The 14621-nt window shown below is 58.6% G+C and carries 15 protein-coding genes and 1 pseudogene; 10 read left to right on the plus strand and 6 right to left on the minus strand.

Going from position 1 to position 14621, the window contains the following annotated elements; genetic code table 11:
* The first annotated feature begins 228 nt into the window (after positions 1 to 228).
* From GQ56_RS46835 to GQ56_RS0137970, 8 genes are all read left to right on the plus strand, one after another.
* The gene (locus tag GQ56_RS46835) at positions 229 to 369 is read left to right on the plus strand and encodes a hypothetical protein (RefSeq protein ID WP_162531559.1); all 141 of its coding nucleotides are present in this window, start codon (positions 229 to 231) and stop codon (positions 367 to 369) included.
* A 94-nt stretch (positions 370 to 463) separates the two neighbouring features.
* Positions 464 to 1426 carry a DUF932 domain-containing protein gene (locus GQ56_RS0137940; protein WP_031403602.1) on the plus strand — a complete coding sequence of 321 codons (963 nt, stop codon included), beginning with the start codon at positions 464 to 466 and terminating at the stop codon, positions 1424 to 1426.
* A gap of 70 nt (positions 1427 to 1496) precedes the next feature.
* Positions 1497 to 2492: a YqaJ viral recombinase family nuclease gene (locus GQ56_RS0137945; RefSeq protein ID WP_031403603.1), complete on the plus strand. Its 996-nt coding sequence runs from the start codon at positions 1497 to 1499 to the stop codon at positions 2490 to 2492.
* A 66-nt stretch (positions 2493 to 2558) separates the two neighbouring features.
* Positions 2559 to 3491: a recombination directionality factor gene (locus GQ56_RS0137950; protein ID WP_031403604.1), complete on the plus strand. Its 933-nt coding sequence runs from the start codon at positions 2559 to 2561 to the stop codon at positions 3489 to 3491.
* Positions 3488 to 4513, plus strand: coding sequence for a hypothetical protein (locus GQ56_RS0137955; protein ID WP_031403605.1), 1026 nt, complete (start codon positions 3488 to 3490; stop codon positions 4511 to 4513). The genes GQ56_RS0137950 and GQ56_RS0137955 overlap by 4 nt, the downstream gene beginning before the upstream one ends.
* A gap of 73 nt (positions 4514 to 4586) precedes the next feature.
* Positions 4587 to 4874, plus strand: a complete 288-nt coding sequence (locus tag GQ56_RS0137960; RefSeq protein WP_031403606.1) for a hypothetical protein — start codon at positions 4587 to 4589, stop codon at positions 4872 to 4874.
* A 105-nt stretch (positions 4875 to 4979) separates the two neighbouring features.
* Positions 4980 to 5363, plus strand: coding sequence for a hypothetical protein (locus GQ56_RS0137965; RefSeq protein WP_031403607.1), 384 nt, complete (start codon positions 4980 to 4982; stop codon positions 5361 to 5363).
* Complete coding sequence (locus tag GQ56_RS0137970) at positions 5360 to 5650, plus strand: SH3 domain-containing protein (protein WP_031403608.1); 291 nt, start codon at positions 5360 to 5362, stop codon at positions 5648 to 5650. The genes GQ56_RS0137965 and GQ56_RS0137970 overlap by 4 nt, the downstream gene beginning before the upstream one ends.
* Positions 5651 to 5966: 316 nt before the next feature.
* On the opposite strand, the gene GQ56_RS0137975 is transcribed toward GQ56_RS0137970, so the two are convergent.
* Positions 5967 to 7271: a DUF6602 domain-containing protein gene (locus tag GQ56_RS0137975; protein ID WP_031403609.1), complete on the minus strand. Its 1305-nt coding sequence runs from the start codon at positions 7269 to 7271 to the stop codon at positions 5967 to 5969.
* Positions 7272 to 7338: 67 nt separating this feature from the next.
* Between GQ56_RS0137975 and GQ56_RS0137980 the strand changes: the two genes are divergently transcribed.
* On the plus strand, positions 7339 to 8352 hold the full coding sequence (locus tag GQ56_RS0137980) for a hypothetical protein (protein WP_235212833.1): 1014 nt from the start codon (positions 7339 to 7341) through the stop codon (positions 8350 to 8352).
* 758 nt (positions 8353 to 9110) lie between these two features.
* On the opposite strand, the gene GQ56_RS45270 is transcribed toward GQ56_RS0137980, so the two are convergent.
* Positions 9111 to 9869: a hypothetical protein gene (locus GQ56_RS45270; protein ID WP_152601995.1), complete on the minus strand. Its 759-nt coding sequence runs from the start codon at positions 9867 to 9869 to the stop codon at positions 9111 to 9113.
* 252 nt (positions 9870 to 10121) lie between these two features.
* Positions 10122 to 10463, minus strand: coding sequence for a hypothetical protein (locus GQ56_RS45275; RefSeq protein ID WP_152601996.1), 342 nt, complete (start codon positions 10461 to 10463; stop codon positions 10122 to 10124).
* A 446-nt stretch (positions 10464 to 10909) separates the two neighbouring features.
* Here GQ56_RS45275 and GQ56_RS0137985 point away from each other — a divergent pair, with 446 nt between their 5' ends.
* Positions 10910 to 12193 (plus strand): PDDEXK family nuclease, encoded by a 1284-nt coding sequence (locus GQ56_RS0137985; RefSeq protein ID WP_075123122.1) that lies wholly within the window; start codon positions 10910 to 10912, stop codon positions 12191 to 12193.
* Here GQ56_RS0137985 and GQ56_RS42580 read toward each other — a convergent pair.
* From GQ56_RS42580 to GQ56_RS45285, 3 genes and pseudogenes are all read right to left on the minus strand, one after another.
* On the minus strand, positions 12112 to 13128 hold the full coding sequence (locus tag GQ56_RS42580) for an IS481-like element ISBcen24 family transposase (RefSeq protein WP_075123124.1): 1017 nt from the start codon (positions 13126 to 13128) through the stop codon (positions 12112 to 12114). The genes GQ56_RS0137985 and GQ56_RS42580 overlap by 82 nt on opposite strands.
* 244 nt (positions 13129 to 13372) lie before the next feature.
* The gene (locus GQ56_RS0138000) at positions 13373 to 14353 is read right to left on the minus strand and encodes a YagK/YfjJ domain-containing protein (protein WP_235212834.1); all 981 of its coding nucleotides are present in this window, start codon (positions 14351 to 14353) and stop codon (positions 13373 to 13375) included.
* A gap of 130 nt (positions 14354 to 14483) precedes the next feature.
* A pseudogene (locus tag GQ56_RS45285) lies at positions 14484 to 14621 on the minus strand (IS3 family transposase); the annotation flags it as partial.

Raw genomic sequence — 14621 nt, forward strand, 5'->3', positions numbered from 1 at the left:
ATGCTGGCCTCCGTGCTGGAAATCGCCGGGTGCGGCCCTGTCCGCACCGTGCGGCTCTGGCAGCCATGCTAACCCGCGTTTGATTCCTCACGGCAGGCCAGCCTTTGCCCCACGGGAGTCATACTGACTAGCGGTATCGCATTAGCCCTATCCGGTGCAGAAACTGGCGCAGCGGTCGGTGTACTCGCCGGACCTGCCGGTGCTGTGTGCAGTGCCATCGCAGGCGCCGTGATCGCCGGCCTCATCGGCGGCACAGCAGGTTGCGCGACCGGCTCCGTCTTCGGCGAAGTGATCGACGACAAGGTGCTCGATAACTGCCGTTGCCACGCCTGCGGGCACACGTTCAGCCGCCACAAAGCAACTACCTGATCCGTAGCTTTTTCCCTTCAGCAGTATCCCCTTCATTTTTCTCGCATCTACTCGGCCTCGCGCCGGGCTTTATGCCGTTTACCAGGAGCTTTGCATGCATCTCGTTCAATCAATGGCCTACACCGGGTCCGCACCGTGGCATGGCCTCGGAAATCACCTCTCCCCACGTCAGCCGATCGAGGTATGGATGAAGCAATCGGGGATGGACTGGCAGATCGAATCTGCCGATGTCCGGTTCGTCGCCGGTAGCGGTAATCACGACTCGATTCACGCGTTCCCCGAGCAGCGTGTGCTGTATCGCTCGGATACGAAAGCCCCGCTGTCGGTTGTGTCATCACGGTATCAGGTGGTTCAACCTCGCGAAATCCTGGAGTTTTATCGCGACCTCACCGAAGTCGGCGGCTTCGAGTTGGAGACGGCGGGCGTGCTCAAAGATGGCAAGAAACTCTGGGCACTCGCGCGCACCGGCCAGTCCGTCACGCTCAAGGGCAAAGATACCGTCAACGGCTACCTACTGCTCGCCACCGCCTGCGACGGTACGCTCGCGACCACAGCGCAATTCTGCAGCGTGCGCGTGGTTTGCAATAACACGCTGCAGATTGCACTGGGCGACTCCGCTGGAGCCGTAAAAGTTCCACACCGTTCGCAGTTCGATGCCCAAGCCGTCAAGCGCCAACTCGGCATCGCCATCTCGTCGTGGGACGGCTTCATGGCCCGCATGAAGGCGATGGCCGAGTGCAAGGTCAGCGATTCCGTCGCTGAGAAGTTCTTCCAGCGCGTGCTCACGTATCCGACCGGCGGGCCGAACATGCCGATGCCGGCGACGAACGATCGCGCAATCAAGGCCGTGCAATCGCTGTACGCCGGCAAGGGGATGGGCGCAACGCTCGCTTCGGCATCCGGCACGGCCTGGGGGCTGGTGAATTCGGTCACCGAGTTCGTCGATCACCAACGCCGCGCCCGCAGCGTGGACCATCGGCGCGATGCCGCATGGTTCGGTGCGGGTGCCACGCTGAAGCAGCGCGCGTTCGACGAGGCGATGAAGCAGATCGCCTGACCATGTTCGCAACGTCATAGCAGCCCGGCCGGGACGATCCCTGCCGGGCGTCTTCTTTTCGGAGGTAGCAATGTCTCATGCTCAACCGGCTGGGGGTGGCAGAAACCGTCCGGCCCTGCGGCTCGTGGAAACGAAATCCCTCTCGCGCGAGGACTGGCTGGAGGTGCGAAAGAACGGGATCGGCGGCTCCGATGCGGCCGCTGCCGTGGGACTCTCACCGTACATGTGTCCACTCGAACTCTGGCTCATCAAGACGGGACACGATGCAAATCTTCCTCGCCCCGATCCTCGGGATACGAGCGAACCAATTTACTGGGGCACGCTGTTGGAACCCATCGTGTCCGCTGCTTACACAGCGCAGACCGGCAATCGCGTCCGAAAAATCAACGCCCTACTCGGGCATCCAACAATACCGTGGATGATCGCCAACGTGGATCGCGAAGTTGTCGGCTGCCGCGACGTACAACTGCTCGAATGCAAGACGGCGGGCGAATTCGGCGCTCGCCTCTGGCGCGACGGCGTGCCCGAGTATGTGCAGCTTCAGGTGCAACACCAGCTCGCGGTCACGGGCAAGCAGGCTGCCGATGTCGCCGTGCTGATCTGCGGCCAGAAGCTCGAAGTACATCGGGTGGTTCGCGACGACGAACTCATAGCTCGTCTGATCGAGCTCGAAGCCGCGTTCTGGCGATTCGTGGAAACGGATTCCCCGCCTCCTGCTGACGGATCGACATCGGCGGATCGTGCGCTTCGTTGCCTGTATCCCGGTGCGGGCGGCACAGTCGATTTCACGAACGATCGCAGGCTGTCGTCCGTGTTCGCGGATCTGGTCACGGTACGGGCGGACATCGATGCTCGCCAGCAGTTCGAAGCACAACTGAAACAGACCATCGTGCAAGCAATGGGCGAAGCCGATCGGGCTGAGTTCGAGACGGGTTCCGTTTCCTACAAACGCAGCAAGGACGGCACGGGCGTCGATCTCAAGCGCCTGCTCGCTGATCACCCGCATTTCGTCGCGCAATACGCCATCACGAAAGCTGGCTCCCGCCGGTTTCTCGTGGACACCTGATTTCCCGCTCTTCCTGCTGTTCCCCTCCTTCGCTTCATCCCACTGTTTACGTATACAGGAGAGACCATGCTCAAAGGCCTGGCTATCACCCCGCCCGTGATCGGGCGGATTTCCATCGGTCGCGTTATCGAGAAGAACGGCAAGCGACTGCCCGAAAAATCGGATGAGTTTCAGATCACCACCCAGGTACAGAACCGCGATGGCGGCTGGATGCTGCATCCGTTCGACGCCGAATTGCGCAAGGCCGAATCGGGTAAGCCCGCCGGCAAGCTGCGCGCGATCCCGGTGCGGGTTCTGTTCAACGAACCCGATCTCAATCTGCGTGCCGAATATTCGTGCTTCGATCGTCAAACCGGGCGGCCTATCTGCGTCGGCAACGGCGAAACCTGTCGCCGCGCCTGCGACACCGGTATCGAAGAGCTGCCGTGCCTATCGCCGGACGGCTGTGCGTTCGGTCGGGGCGGTGCCTGCAAGCCGTATGGCCGTCTGAACGTGCTGATCGGTGACGAGGACGAGACGGGTTCGTTCATTTTCCGCACGACGTCGTATAACTCAATCAGGAGTCTAGCCGCACGCATGCATTACTTCAGCGCGGTATCTGGCAATCTGTTGGCCTGCCTGCCACTCGAACTGAAGCTGCGCGGCAAATCCACGACGCAGAGCTATCGCTCGCCGATCTACTACGTGGATCTCGGCGTGCGAACTGGCAGCACGCTCGAAGCGGCAATCACGGAAGCCCGTGAGCTGGATGCGCGTCGCCGTGCGGCGGGTTTCGATCAGGCTGCACTCGATACTGCTGCACGTGCCGGTTTCGGTAACGGCGCATTCGAAGGCAGTATCGAGGAAAGCGCGGCCGTCGCTGACGAGTTCTACCCGCCCGATGCCGGTCGCAGCGACAGTGACGGTAACAGTAACGCCGAATCCGACAAGCCGCCTGCTTCTGGCCTGAGAGGCAAGCTTGAACAGCGCGCCGCGTTACTCAGCGGGAAGGCAGCATGATCCGCCTCCGTCCAGCCCTGCTTCTCGCAGGCGCGGCAACGGGAACAGCGGTCTGTATGTCCGTGCTCGCTGGCTGGCAGCGCGGCGGGTTGCTTGCCGAGCGCGCCGTGTGGGTGGCAACTGGCGTCGTGCTGGTCGTCAGCGCACACCTGCTACCCACGCTCATACGCGGATCGTCGGTCGCGATCCGAATCATGGGTAGCGTGCTATGGGGAGCGAGCATGGTCACCGCCTGCATGGGGCACGTGACCTTCTTCCTATTCGCACAGCAGCACGCGGGTGAACACCGGGCTGAGTCAGTTACCGCCACCAGCAGCCTTGGCACCGGTCGCAGCCTGACGGTCGTGTTGGGGGAACGGGGGACAGTGACCCGTCAGCTCGCCTTTGCGCAGACGCAACGTTGCGCAAGGGAATGTTCGCCACTGGAAGCACGGCGCGTGGCGCTCGCCGCCAGACTCGATGCGCTTGACGCCGAAGCTGACGACATCCGTCGTCACGAGGCTGGAGATGATCGCATCACTGCTCGGCGTGATGCGTTACTCGCCGATCCGGTCACGTCACGAATGGCGGCGTTACTCGGCGTGACGACTGCCCGCGTCGATCTGGCTTCGGGGCTGATGTTCGCTGCGGTCCTCGAAGGCGTCGCATGCCTGTCGTGGACGGTTGCACTTCGCCCGCCATCATTACCGGCTCAGGTGCCGCTCGTGACTCCGCCGGAAGTCACGCCGACCGTGAGCGTGGCTGCCGCGACTCCCCAGGTCGCCACGAGCGTCGCGGCCGGTCACGTCGGAGAACGCATGACTCGTGAAGCGGCCGCCGGCAGACACGCGCCCAGTGACGATCCCACTACGCCGTTACCGGACCGTACTCCGCCTCGTAATGAGGTAACGCAGCTCGCGCAGGCCATCGCGGCTGGTCACGTCCGCCCGACCGTCGCAGACATTCGCCGCCACCTCGGCTGCTCCCAGGCACGGGCATCCGCACTGCGCCGCAAGCTCGCCGAACTGTCCGCGACGGCATAACGCGGGCGCGTCGAGCGCCCGATCTTCGTTCCATCACCTTGGCGATCACGTTATCCGGTTCATCCGGAGGCCCTTGTTCGTCCTTTATCTGGAGCAATTCATGCACGAAACGAGATTCGTTCATCTGCCATCGCGCCTCTGTCCCGTGACAAAGGGGCTCGGCGTCGTGGCCGGTATCACGGCTATCAGCTTTGCGGCAGCCTGGGCTTTCGAACAGCACCGCCAGCGCGAACTGGTGCGCGTCCTTGCCTCGAGGCCCGGTGTCATCAGCCTCTTCCCCACGCTCCGAGCGCAAATGGAGACGATGCCCAAGGAATTCGGTGTCGGCATTCCGCTGAAGCCGAGCAACCGTAGGCCGTAACTCCCAGACCTGTCCGACCCGGCTCGCGCCACCGGGCTTCCCTTCATTTCCCGCACGCATCCGGCTCGACTGGAGGGGCGTGCTTGTCCATTTTAGGAGAAGTCGATGTTCCAACCTACCCGCCTTAAACCCTTGTTCCATCCGGGCAAGCTGCTCGTCTCACACGCAGCACTCGCGACACTGCGTATGAATGGCGTGCCCGTGGTCAGCGTCGTACTGCGTCATATCGCCGGTGATTGGGGTGTTGTGTCCGAGGACGACAAGCGCCAGAACGACGTGTCGATCGCGACCGGCCTGCGGCTGATCTCGATCTACCGCCTGCCGGACCAGACGCGAGTTCTGGTCATCACGGAGTGGAATCGCGCGCATACGACGATCGAACGGCTCGATGACGTCGTGCCTAGCAGCGACTCACGCCCGACTCAGCCGGCGAACCGTCACTATCCCGCCTGGCCGAAGGCCGACTACGTACAGGAGCGCTGCGCATGAGCTACGCGAATGGCCCGCGTTTTCCAATGGGGCGGCCCGTCATCACTCCCGCGGCTCAGGCCGCGCTCGATACAGCTGGCATCGAAGGCGTGCTGCTGCTCGCGCGGCACATTCACGGTGACTGGGGTGATCTGGGCACAGAGGATCTTGCCTCGAACGAGTTGGCGTTGCTGACTGGGAGGCGCTTGCTGTCGAGCTACAGCATGCCGGACGGGCGAAGCAAGGTCTGGATCATTACTGAAGCTGATCGCTCGGTCACGACGATCCTGCTGCCGGAAGAGTATTGATTGCGCACCTGCGTATGGGCGAACCTAGCATGCCGTATTCCGCCGGGTTCGCCCCAGAACGGGCCCATCGCCCGATCAATCGGCGTGACCACTTTGCGGTGCCCGTGTCAATCGCTCCGGCTGATTGTACTCACGATCTCGGCCCCGATGCGGCTCTTGAGCCAATCGATTTGCCAAAGAGCGAACTAAATGCTTTTGGGGGTGCTGCAGGCGCTGCCTGCACCGACACCGTCCGGAGCATGTCAGCGATCGCTGCCGGTTCGCCGAATTCACACGCCCCGCTAGAAGCAAAAGCCGCCTCTGGCCAAGTGACGCGCTAGCCGACCGTGACGATGTTCGTGTAGTACGGCTCGAATCCTTGATCATCGCACCAAGCCCTCAGTCGTGCACCGTCCAAGTCCACGTAGCCAGTGCCATCATCAAAGGACGCAATTAGTGCGTGGCCTGTTACCGTTTGCAGAGCGTTCTCTCGTTTGCAGAAAGTGCTAGTGCTAACAAGCTCCGCGACTGCATCGTCCAATGCGACACAATGATCGTGTTGAATGTAGTCGGAAAGCGATTGCTCAAGTTCTAGACGGCCGCCTCTCATACCAACGAACTCCGCCAAGGCAATGGCCGCGGCGCTTAGTTTAGCTGGCTCCCAAACCGTGACGGCAGGCCTCTGCAACTTTTTCTCGGAGTAGGAAAAGGAACGCACTTCGAACCCGAGTCGATCACCCTGAGATGCACCTCGAGCCAACAACAGTTCCTTGAGATTCTCGTGATCCGTGTCAAGCCCGAAAGGCATGCGCACGTCGCAAAACACTGAAATCTTAGTCCAAAGGAACTCGAGGAGGATTCGAGCGACATTGTGTCTAGCGGATGCCAGCAGTACCCATTCACCCTCGGGTCCACTGGCGAGGTAAGGACGTCCAGTGCACTTCACCAAGCTGAAGCTGCCGGCGGTAATCAGCGATGGCAGTCGATCGGGCGATGTGTTGCTGTCATTTCCAAGGTTAGACTCAACGATGTCCAGCATCGCTTCTCGAAGTCCATTCTCGGTGCGATAGCCATCGAACCCAAGAAGCACGGTTACCGGCGCGTAGAGCTGGCGAGCGAGCGTCGCGATCAGCAGCCTGTCCGGCGCGGGCAGGGCGTCAAGAGCCGCGTCGGTACGAGGTCCGGCACGCCCAGTCAACTTTTCGTATGACTCTCGAGCCAGGTCGAAGTCAAACTCTTCCCCCGCGTCCAATCGGGCCGAGAACCTTTGCCCGAAGAGTCTCTGGACCGCGGCCAGATGTTGGATTCCATCAACGAGATCTGCCTTATTCAGCGTCTTTTTCACCTCCAGCACGCACAGGACCTGTTCGATGGGATAGATGTACTGGTCGGTCAAACCATAGCGTCGACCTTCTCCTCTGACCAACATGCCGTCTATCTGGTTGGGAATTCCTTCGATAAAGCCGGATACGACTCGCAGGTCTAGATTGGGAGGCAGAACGAACTCATTTTCGATGCCCGCAGTGGCGATCGCCTCATACGCACTCCCGAGTGTGGGCATGTGCGGCATGTCAATTGGCTCGACCTTCTTTCGCTCTGCAGCAATGAAGGATGTCAGGAGTTCGGAGGCGCTCTTAATCATGCAAGGGTCGTTGGAAAACGGGGCAGTACGCCCGGAGTGACTTCTATGGGTTAGGAGCTTACCCTAAGTGATAGTGGGGCTGCTCGACGAGTCTATTAGGTCCAACCTTACGCGCCGCGACGAACTCGCCGACTTCGGCATGGATTATGTGCAAAAGTTGCCCAATGGCCAGTGGGACATCATCGGCAACCAGTTGCAGGACAGCACTTACATCGCATCGTTCCTCGGTCAGGTCCATTACACGGATTCAGCGGATGCAGCCAACGCGCACTACGAGTCGGGTCTCGACATCCAGGTCCCATCTTCGGTGAAGATCAACGGTACGGCAACAGGCGTCGGTTCTGCCGTGGTGACGGGACCGGGCCTGCCTGCCAGCGGCCTCTGGCTCCAAACCGCAGTGAACGGTACGGGGGCAGGTTACCTCAAAATTCCGACAGGTACGCTCACCGCACCGCCCACGAGTGTTGGTACTCGCGTCAACGGCGGCATGTCCACGACCTACAAGTGGGCATGGGCACCGCTCTCGGGCAGCGCGACGTCGTTCTTGCCGAACGGTCTGCCGGAATATGCGTCGTCGTCGCAAAACGTCTCGACGATCTCGAACTTCGGCATATATACCGTCACGCTGTACGACACGACCGGCACAAAGATCCGTTCGGAGCAGATCCAGAACATCGCCCGAAACTATGCGGCGGCGGCAGGTAGCGCCGTCACGTGGCAGACGCTCGGCAACGACGTGATCGCGAACTACCTGACACCGGGAGGATCAGGTACCCAAAGTGCACCGGGTACGTCGGCCACGCTGGACTGGACGACTCCGGCCAATTCGTTCTATCCGACCTTCTGGGCGTCGATCAATTCGCTTGGCGTTGCCCAAGTCAGCACACCGGCCACGACCTACGACGCGACGGTCTGGGGAGCGAGTACGGGCAATACGCCGTCGCCATTCACGTTCAACACGCCGTTCACCGACGTGCTGACCTCGACTGCAACCGCGACAGCAGAGCAAGCCATTCAGGTGCAGCTCGGCTGGCAGGCTGACGGCGAGTTTTATACGAATACCTGGCAGTTCAACAATTGAAGCATGGCACGACTCCGTGACTTGCGCTCTCGCCCAAGTTACGGCTTCGTGTTTTGTGGCATGCGGAGCCTCCTGATCTACGAGGCTCCATTTTTTTGATTCTCGCGCGGGCAGCGGGGAGGAGGTCGCTTGCCGCCCCCGTTAAAGCCGTTCGGTATGGGGTAATCGCAACGGCCGCACTCGAATAACGACTGTCGATCGCACAGCGATATTGGCGGATCAGTACGTGGAGCTTGCTTACTTAGCCGTGTAAATTGTGCCCAACGATCTTGATTGCGGATCCGCCTGGCCTATCATGGATATGGTGCCTGCAAAGGCGCGCGGAAGCGCAATAGAGCGTCAGCAACCAACGGAATTAGGAGGCAAGCATGAAGAAGATTCTGATCATTGGCTGCGCGGTACTCTTCGGCAACGCAGCCATGTGTGCATCGGCCGACGATGATGATGTGGTTGCAACACCAACTCCCTCAGCGTCCCCTTCTCCCTTGCCATCCCCTTCTCCATCACCGTCACCCAGCCCTTCCGCAGGGACCAGTGGCCCCGGGGGCGCTATTTTTGTTCCAGTGAACCAGAATGGTGAATACAATGGTGGCGCAGTTATTGTAGATCACAGTGGTGCCCCGGGCCGCACTGTTAGTCCCTCGAAATAGATGAAACGGGACTCGCTTATGTCGGCCGCGTGGATTACCAGGGGCGAAACACGCTAGCCAGTCCCCCAACGCTGCGGAGAAACCGATTAATCAGTGTTTCCCTACCCTCTAATTTTCCTCCTTCAATTGCTTGAGGTAGTCAGTCGGAAGTTGCGTTGCGCTTCGACGTGGACGCTTCAAATTCAAAGCCGCCGCCACCTGGTCAACCAAATCTATACAGCTATTTTGAGTTAGTGAATAAGATGCGGTATTCCAACTATTGAAGACACCGATTATTGTCTGTCGCTGAGACTCAGTGATATTAACCGAGTAAGACTCCTTAACGTTCGCAAACCGACTGGGGTTTTTAACGAACTCAGGGCACACCATCCCGGCCCCTCCCACGAACCCAAGAGGGGAAAGCGCCCTGTCTATTTTTGTCACACTGTAATACCCATTCCAGCTACCGCTTCCGACGCGCCAGTAGCTCTTTCCTGTGGGGATTGGTAGTTTCCAATAGAAATTTCTGTTCGGGTCGAACAGCTGCACATCGTTACAGTCTTCCGACTGCTGTACAAAATTGATGCCTGTTGTACTTTCACGCCACGAGGAGCCTGATGAGCGAAGAAGCGCATCACCGTTCGACAAGGTTATTTTTTGAGATTGCCCGCCCCTTGGGTAAAATCCGTAGCAGTCCTCTTTTATGCCAGAGTTTAAATCAAGGTCGATGCACGCAAAGGCGTGAACTACCCCCGTTCCATCTTCTATGATCGGGTAGCGTTCCGCCGCCATGAACTGGATAAGAATGTCGCCGGGATTCGCGGACGCCAGTTTGGAGAAACAGACGAACATGGCAACCAAACAAACCGATAACGATTTTGATTCCATACCTTGGGTATCCGATTAAGGCGTGACATCCGGAAGTCGTTCGCTACGGCACCAAGCTTGCAGCTCGGTTATTTTCGCGTAGTCCACAATTTGCCGCCCTTGCGCCGTGACCATTGTCGGCGGAGCCTCGTGATTGCACAGGGCTTGTTTCAAATCCAACCGGTTGTTGCTCACTCCGGGAGTGCATTTACCCGGCGCTTCTTTCGCGGCGGAGAGGATCACGTCGCGTCGCACTAGACGACGGGAAGCGGCCTAAGGGAAATCCCAGAAAGTCATATAAGTCGCAATGTGCTGCGGGGGAACATTGCCGCAACCCGGGCACGGGCAGATATGCGGTGCGGTTTGGCTTTCGGAAATGATCGCGCAGCTTGGAACATGTATCGGGTAGGGCTGACAGTCAAGCTGTGCGGTGATCGACATATCAGCATTTTGCTGCTGCGCCGACACGGTTACCGTTCGTCTTACCCTCGGAAGCGACGCGTTGCACTGGCCGCGGTTGCCATAGACCGGTGTCTGCGCCAATGCCAAGTCGCTGAGGAAGAAGCAGAAAACCAGAAAGGCAAATGACAGGATATGTAATCGTCGTGCGCGCATTTCTAGTTCTCCTTCTCGCTTTCTTTTCGGAAGGATAGGCCAAATTCTTCTGCGATCAAGCTGCTGCCTGACGTGACCTGAAGAGACTCTTGGATGTCTAGCCTGTGGTGTTTCCGAGCGGCTAGTAGTGGCCGCAATTTCTCACGGGCGGACTTCCAGTGGCTCGTCGGCGGAAAATTTATGACTAACCCGGATGTAAGGCTAACAGCATGAACGACTGCGTCGCTGGGGCGCTTCCGAGTGTCAGGCTGCTACGGCCACAGTTGTGACGGAGATCCCGTTCCTGTCGTAAGCATCTTGGACCGAAGTATGAAGACTACAATGGTCTTTGCGTTCGCCACCACGATGCGATCCTGAAAGACAACTGTGGGACGCCAGCTGCGGAACATCTGCATGATCTCACGCTCTTGTGGCGAACATTGCTACCATTCACACGGGGAAATTTGATGGCGCTGTACGAGATGACGGGCGAAAGCCTCAAAGAAGTCAGGCCTCAGACGTTCACGCAGCTTGGGATACTCGAGCGCCAGAACATCCAGAAAGCCATCCGCGCGCACATTGCCGCGATTACGCCAAACGTCAAGACGATGGTGCTCGCGGAAGAGTTTGGAGATTGGGTCGGTGCGAACAGGCGCATCGACCTGCTCTGCCTTGACGATCAGGCCCAACTCGTAGTCGTAGAACTCAAGCGTGACAACGATGGCCACATGGAGTTACAGGCGCTGCGGTACGCAGCAATGATCTCGACGATGCGGTTCGAGCAAGCTGTTGCAGCGCACAGGAAGTATCTCCAATCGATCGGGTCAGACGAAGACGCGGAACAGGTGATTCGAGAGTTCCTCGGTGTGGAAGAAGGCAACGTCGCATTGTCGGATAAGGTGCGGATTATCCTGGCATCAGCCGATTTTTCGACCGAACTGACAACTACCGTCCTATGGCTAAACAAACAACGGCTGGACATTCGCTGTGTGCAAATGCGACCGCACCAGATCGCCGACCGAGTGTTGCTCGACATACAGCAGGTCATACCTCTTCCGGAAGCAGAGCAGTACCAGGTTGCGGTTCGGGAAAAATCGCTTGAGCAGGAAGCCGCACGAGATTCGGAACGAGATCTGACCCGCTACGATTTGACGATCGGCGATGACTCGTACCCGAATCTTCCAAAGCGCCGCCTCATTCACGCGATCGTCGACGAGGCATTCAAGCAGGGTGTACCGGTAAGCGCTATCGAAAGCTCAGTGCCGTGGAGAGGAAATCTCTTTCTGTCCGCCGACGGTACCCTCGACGAAGCCGAATTTGAGAACGCGATCGGGGGCGAGCAAACACGCTACTTTACGGCTGATGACGAGCTGTTTCATGTAGACGGCAAGACTTATGCGCTCTCGAACCAATGGGGGCCGCGCACGTTGCCCGCCGTTGACGCCATCATCAGTCACATGCCGCGCGCAGATACGATTCAATACGAGGCCACATCTGGCATAGCGGATGAAGTGACTTATGGTGCGCATGTCATCCGTCGTCGCGATACCGGCACCATCGAGATCGAGCGAGATGGCGTGCTCCAATTGCCGGCCAAGCCTGCACTGCGAGAGCTTGCTGCGAAACTAGGCGTTTCGTTACAGAACGTGTGTGATTCACGGACATCGTTTCACTTTTTTGAAGGCCGTTTCTTTGGCGCGTCGGAACCCGTGACGCCCGTAGGGAACACGCGTTCCGACGCGCGCCGATGATGTTCGCCGAGGATTTTGTCGACCCGCCATTCGCGGTGCCGAATTCGCTCTTTCCGCTCGTCGTACGCACCTTCCACCGCTTCCGCGAGAGGTGTGATTTCACCCAGCTCCGCAATGCGGTCAACCGGAGTCTTTCCACCGAGTGAGCCGTGTGGCCGACGCCAGTTGTAGTCGAACTGCCACTCTTCGATTCGCAAGTCGATTGCCCGCTCTGTCGGGGCATGGTGGAACCAGAATTCGTTCAGGTCAGTAAGCTGCGAACGTTCAACTTTGCCATTGAGGTGCGGCGAGCGTGGTGGAATTGGCCGGAATTTAATGCACTCGTTCATCAGGCGCCGCTGCACGGATTCAGCGAAGAACTCACCGCCGCGATCGGTCTGGATACGTTGAATCGGAAACGGCATCTCCTCGATGACGCGATCAAGGAAAAACAGCGTATTTCGGGCATTTCTACGGGGGTAGACGGCCAGCACACGAAAGCGTGAACAGTCGTCGATGGCCGTGTACTGGTAGACGCCTCGTGCAATCTTCATCGTGTCCATCTGGACGCGGTCTCCGGGAACTGGACGGCTGTAGCGCCTCGGTTGTGCCGGCCTCCTGGGGCGAACCAACGGCCTCACCGACGCTTCGCACAGGACCTTGTGAATGGTCGCAAGGGACAGTTCTCTTTGTTCGTTCAGACGCAATTCGTTCTGAATCCGCCGTGCCCCCTTGCGCTCGGCCCGCAGGCGAAGAATCGTTGCCCGATCAGCGTCAGAGACCTTTCGATTCGGGCTGGTCAGAGGGCGACGGCTTTGAGAGCGAAGACCTTCTTCTCCCGCCTCCTGGTAGCGGCGCAGCCACTTGCGAAGCGTCGGCCTGGAGATGCCACAACGCGTGCACACGAGACCGGCGTTGCCGGTCTCGTGATACATGCGCACCCAACGTAATCGCATCGAGATTTCGCGCTCCATCGTCCCATATTAGTTGAAACGATGTCCGTGAATCACACACAGAACGGCAGCGGGAAACCCCTCAACACTCGCGCACTCGGCGCGGGCGTGATCAACGCGATTCGAGCCCTCTAACAGTTTCCGAGCAAGCCTCGTGCAAGTGCCTTCCAGCACGAGGCCACACCGCGTGAAATTCATGTCGACCACTGCGTCCGTGACAAGAGCCAGTCACCCAGCCTCTTCTCTTTTACAATTGCGCTCGATTTGAGGCCTTTAACATCGTTGCCTCAATTGGAAAGGGCAACGGCACCCCCGACTTGCGGAAGCGGTTTGTAGAGCCCTCTAACGCGTTTGAAGAGCGTTGCTGAACGACTACGCCTTTCAACTGCACGTCCCCGAACTGATCAACGTCATCGCTTTCAACAACCGTGACGCAAGCCTTACGAGGACGTCCCATCTTCTCCTTTTTCGGCACACCGCTCATGCCGAACGTGTGGATGTTACCCTCCGCTTTCTTACTCAACCTCAATGCCATACGACGACGTTTCTTCTTCATCATGCCCATCGTCAATAGTCTGCTTTTCACCTTCGGCTTCATCCGCGCGCGCTGCTGATCCTTCGCGAAATACCATTCCACGTAGTTCGCGAGCTTCTTCAGTTTGACCGTATCACGACCTCGGATCTTTCCGATTACCCACCTCCCCTGTTCTTCTAGTTCTTTTTTCTTCGGATTGATGTGGCAGTTATGCACATAGCCACGACCACCCGTAGTGTGCCGCCAGTACTCCCCGATCTTCCTCGCCCAGTATTTGACACTCTGCACCTTCTGCCCATCGAAGAAGAAGATGCAATGGAAGTGATATGGGCCATCATCCGAGCGCTCCAACTTCATGATGTAACCGACCATATGCTCGAACAGCTCTCGACCGACGCCACGCTGATTAGCAAAGAATCGCTCCCTGTCCTGTAGCGCAACCTGCGCATCGATCCGCGCTCCGCTCTCAGGCAGCTTTGCTCGCTCACGCTCAGCATCGTCTTTCGCTGACCATGAGCCGGCATCGCCCTGCTCCCAAGCTGTACGCACTCGTACTGCATCTTCACTCGGTGCGACCGTCAGATACCCCATATCGACACGCACTGACAGAACCTTCGAGCACTGTCCCAGCTTCATCACGGTACGACGGATCGACTTCTCATCATCCTTCAACACTGCTTTCCAGTCAGACATGCGCTTCTTGGTGTTGTGCACCAACGCCTGCTGTCGAAGGTAAGAAACGAAATCGTTGAATACGTCAGCTTCACATACCCCATCTTCCAGCGACCACTTCCTCTCCTGGAAGAGACAGTACCTGTAGTGGTCAACCAACCCCGGACACTGCGTTAAGTTTTTCTTCCGCAACAGCCGGCGCCAGTCCGTCATTGAACTGATGCGGCCGTATCCAGTTGTACCGATGCATCAGGTAGTGGCTGATATCCCGGTGTGCTTCCTGCGCCGA

The sequence above is a fragment of the Burkholderia paludis genome (genome assembly GCF_000732615.1).
In the GTDB taxonomy this organism is placed as follows: domain Bacteria; phylum Pseudomonadota; class Gammaproteobacteria; order Burkholderiales; family Burkholderiaceae; genus Burkholderia; species Burkholderia paludis.

What these genes read in the sequence shown, in the direction of transcription:
- GQ56_RS45275 (WP_152601996.1), bottom strand. Translation starts at nt 10,463, where the DNA reads ATGCGCGCACGACGATTACATATCCTGTCATTTGCCTTTCTGGTTTTC.
- GQ56_RS42580 (WP_075123124.1), bottom strand. Translation starts at nt 13,128, where the DNA reads ATGCGATTACGTTGGGTGCGCATGTATCACGAGACCGGCAACGCCGGT.
- GQ56_RS0137940 (WP_031403602.1), top strand. Translation starts at nt 464, where the DNA reads ATGCATCTCGTTCAATCAATGGCCTACACCGGGTCCGCACCGTGGCAT.
- GQ56_RS0137945 (WP_031403603.1), top strand. Translation starts at nt 1,497, where the DNA reads ATGTCTCATGCTCAACCGGCTGGGGGTGGCAGAAACCGTCCGGCCCTG.
- GQ56_RS0137965 (WP_031403607.1), top strand. Translation starts at nt 4,980, where the DNA reads ATGTTCCAACCTACCCGCCTTAAACCCTTGTTCCATCCGGGCAAGCTG.
- GQ56_RS0138000 (WP_235212834.1), bottom strand. Translation starts at nt 14,353, where the DNA reads ATGTCTGACTGGAAAGCAGTGTTGAAGGATGATGAGAAGTCGATCCGT.
- GQ56_RS0137975 (WP_031403609.1), bottom strand. Translation starts at nt 7,271, where the DNA reads ATGATTAAGAGCGCCTCCGAACTCCTGACATCCTTCATTGCTGCAGAG.
- GQ56_RS0137955 (WP_031403605.1), top strand. Translation starts at nt 3,488, where the DNA reads ATGATCCGCCTCCGTCCAGCCCTGCTTCTCGCAGGCGCGGCAACGGGA.
- GQ56_RS45270 (WP_152601995.1), bottom strand. Translation starts at nt 9,869, where the DNA reads ATGGAATCAAAATCGTTATCGGTTTGTTTGGTTGCCATGTTCGTCTGT.
- GQ56_RS0137950 (WP_031403604.1), top strand. Translation starts at nt 2,559, where the DNA reads ATGCTCAAAGGCCTGGCTATCACCCCGCCCGTGATCGGGCGGATTTCC.
- GQ56_RS0137985 (WP_075123122.1), top strand. Translation starts at nt 10,910, where the DNA reads ATGGCGCTGTACGAGATGACGGGCGAAAGCCTCAAAGAAGTCAGGCCT.
- GQ56_RS0137970 (WP_031403608.1), top strand. Translation starts at nt 5,360, where the DNA reads ATGAGCTACGCGAATGGCCCGCGTTTTCCAATGGGGCGGCCCGTCATC.